The 2,734-nt window shown below is 54.6% G+C and carries 4 protein-coding genes; 3 read left to right on the forward strand and 1 reads right to left on the reverse strand.

Annotated elements, in window-relative coordinates; all coding sequences use genetic code 11:
• On the reverse strand, positions 1–354 hold a 354-nt coding region (locus C7K08_RS13340; RefSeq protein WP_161955934.1), incomplete at its 3' end, for a DUF2939 domain-containing protein.
• A 498-nt stretch (positions 355–852) separates the two neighbouring features.
• On the opposite strand from C7K08_RS13340, the gene C7K08_RS13345 reads away from it, so the two are divergent.
• From C7K08_RS13345 to C7K08_RS13355, 3 genes are all read left to right on the forward strand, one after another.
• The gene (locus C7K08_RS13345; RefSeq protein ID WP_106501038.1) at positions 853–1,056 is read left to right on the forward strand and encodes a transposase; all 204 of its coding nucleotides are present in this window, start codon (positions 853–855) and stop codon (positions 1,054–1,056) included.
• Positions 1,057–1,157: 101 nt separating this feature from the next.
• Entirely contained in the window at positions 1,158–2,207 is a 1,050-nt protein-coding gene (locus tag C7K08_RS13350) for a DUF4145 domain-containing protein (protein WP_106501039.1), read from the forward strand.
• Positions 2,198–2,734: hypothetical protein (locus C7K08_RS13355; protein WP_106501040.1), on the forward strand; the 537-nt coding region annotated here is incomplete at its 3' end. The genes C7K08_RS13350 and C7K08_RS13355, both read left to right, overlap by 10 nt.

Here is a 2,734-nt window from a genome sequence, read left to right on the forward strand (position 1 = left end):
CCCCTCCGGCGGGCTGCCGGCCATCAGCGTCTTCAGCCCGGCCGGCGAGATGTACGCGTCCACAGCGGCATTGATCATTGGTTCGGCCAGCGCATAGCCGAAGGCACCCATGCCGAAGTTGACCAGCGGGTTGTCGCCGGATTGGCGCGTGATCTCCTCCGACAGCTTGGCCTTGAGCTGATCCTTGAGCGAGGTGCGCAGGCTGGGAAAATCGACGTGCCGCTCGATGCCAGGCATATCCTTCGCTTGGATCGCCTCCCGGAACTGGTTGATGCTGATCCAGGGGGTGGCGTAGAGGTAGCCGCCTGCACCAAGAATGCCGGCACCGATCAGGCTGGTGATTACTTTCGACATCGTGGCCTGCAGATCGCTCCTAACTACTCTCCCATGGTCCATCGGCATAGCCGAAGACCATCAATTCGGCATTGAAAAGACGAATACACCACCAGCATTCACGCTCACCTCGATGTCCCCCAGTGCCAGTAAAGATGACGTCTTTTTAATTAAATCACTTGGGTGGCCAGCAGCYTGCGYTCYTCGTTGAAGTCKCGAAAGGTGCTGGAGAGGAASACSCGRATCTCGCGGGATTCGGGGGCMGCYGGCAGWWGTTCAGCCATKGGTKTTATGCAGCAATTTCGTAGTTAATCAGCAGTTGATGGCATTCATGGTTGATGTTTGCCTCCAGTACCCGCTCATAGGGATTCTGGTCAGAATTTAGATCAACCAACACCGCCATATGTAAGGCAGATGCAGCTTTCCCAGCTCAAATTACGGAGAAGTTATCCATGAGCCTCGCCCGTTTTCAAGGTCAGTGGTTAAAGAGTTGCTTTTACAATTAACCCAAGAAAATCAATGAACACAATGAATACCCCATTTAAGCCACGCCGCTACAACGATGCACAAAAAGCTGAGGCTATTAATTTCTGCTTAAAGGAAAAACTTTCTTGCGCTAAGGCAGCCCAACGCCTTGGCCTGCATCCAAGCAGCCTCTCCCGTTGGTTGCGCCAAGTCACATTGATCAAGGAGAAGCATTACCCGTTAATAGTGGCTTGTTAAGTGAATTAAGTAATTGCAAGATCGCCGTCCATTGCTTTTATTACAGCTGGCCTTTACCGCAGCTAGAGCAGCGGTAAGGATGGTTGCGGTGGGGTCGATGGATGCTTCTCAACGCTTTTGATGTGGATCCAGGTGTAGACGAGCGCACACTCGAGCTGCAGGCTGGCGAGCTTATCGATCTAGGCCTGCGCGCTGATCTGCTTGTGGTCTCAGCACGCCAAAACAACTATGAACCGCTAGCTGGCACGTTGATCCATTCACTGGAGCAGCAGTTTGGGATATGTGTGGGCGTTCTGCCAAAAGCTCTCGACCTCAGCAAAGGAAGCATCGGCGCCTGGGTCAGCCCGCCTCTGGATGAACTGCGCCCCACCTCGAAATTGCAGCAGGAATCAACGACCCGCTTTAAGCGGATCGCTGTGGTGGAAAGCCCAGCAGACCTGGCGGATGGATCAGATAGTCCCTGGCCGGTCTTCCGGCAGCTATTTAGCCTTCTTGCAGTTTTGCCTTTGCAAGGCATCCACTGCCCGGTTGTGGCCACGCCACTGTTAAGTGCCGGAAACCAGGCCGTTGCACCGGAGCGACTATTCCCAGATCTGTTGAGCTGTTGTCGCAATGGATTCAGGCATGTGCCAGATCTCGAGCGCTTGATCGTCTTTGATCGCCGGCGCGAGCCATTGGATCTGCTGGCGGAACAAATCGATTTAGAGCTGGGTCGCAGCCCTGGTGCCCGTGATGTCGTTCCACTGGGGGATCTCGATAAACTACGTATTGAGCTGCTGGGGTTGCTGCGCGGTTTCGGGAGGCTGCATCCTTTGCTTGCAGCGGAAGTAGATCTAAGTGAACTCAGCTATTTGCTAGCCATTGATCAGGTCAACCCCGTAGCTCTAGGCATGCACAGCCGCCGACTTGTTGAACGGTTGGTGCGCCATCGCCTTGGTTGGCGAAAAGGGGGGCTTTATCAGGGGCTGCAGGCGCTGCAGCGCCGTGAATTGGATCCTTGGATTGTGAGCTGCCTGCACCAGGTGCGGGTCTTTGGCAACTGGATGGGTCATCCATCAGCTCCTGAGCGGCAACAGTCTGTTACTCCTGTTGATCTAGCCACCATGCTTGCTGCGCTGCACCGTGTACTAGAGACCTACCCATGGCATTGATTCGTAGAACAATCGCAGCCACAGCTGCTGCAATTTCGGTTCTATTGCCAAGCGCCGCCGCAGCGGCTGATGGCTACTGGCTTGATCAATACAACGCCCTCCTATTCATAGGGCTCTTCCGGCTGGATAAGGAACTCGAAGAGATGAAGCAGAAAGGTGCTGCCGTGGTGATGGTGCACGCCGATAGCCTGCCTGATCCGCTGTTGCGCTGGATCGCCTGGCGCGCCAACCGGTTAAAGCTGAAGCCTGTGGCCTGGATTCAGCGCCCCACAGCTAGCAATTTGAAGAGAATAAGCAAGATTTCGGGCTACAAGGCATTGCAGATCGATGATCACTTCTTTGCAAAGCCTCCTGTAGAGATCACCAGCCTGCGAGCAAAATTAAGAGATCGGCAGTTGTGGTGTTCCTTTCAACCCGGCCAATTCAGCTGGCAAACAGCACAACTCTGCGACCACGTTGACATCCAGCTCTATCGCAACACCTGCAACTCCACCATCGACGCCGCTTACCGCCTTGGAGTTGCAGGG

The organism is Synechococcus lacustris str. Tous, assembly GCF_003011125.1.
Taxonomy (GTDB): Bacteria; Cyanobacteriota; Cyanobacteriia; order PCC-6307; family Cyanobiaceae; genus Synechococcus_D; species Synechococcus_D lacustris.

Excerpts from the sequence above, each read along its gene's own strand:
- C7K08_RS13345 (WP_106501038.1), top strand. The coding sequence starts at position 853 with ATGAACACAATGAATACCCCATTTAAGCCACGCCGCTACAACGATGCA.
- C7K08_RS13350 (WP_106501039.1), top strand. The coding sequence starts at position 1,158 with ATGCTTCTCAACGCTTTTGATGTGGATCCAGGTGTAGACGAGCGCACA.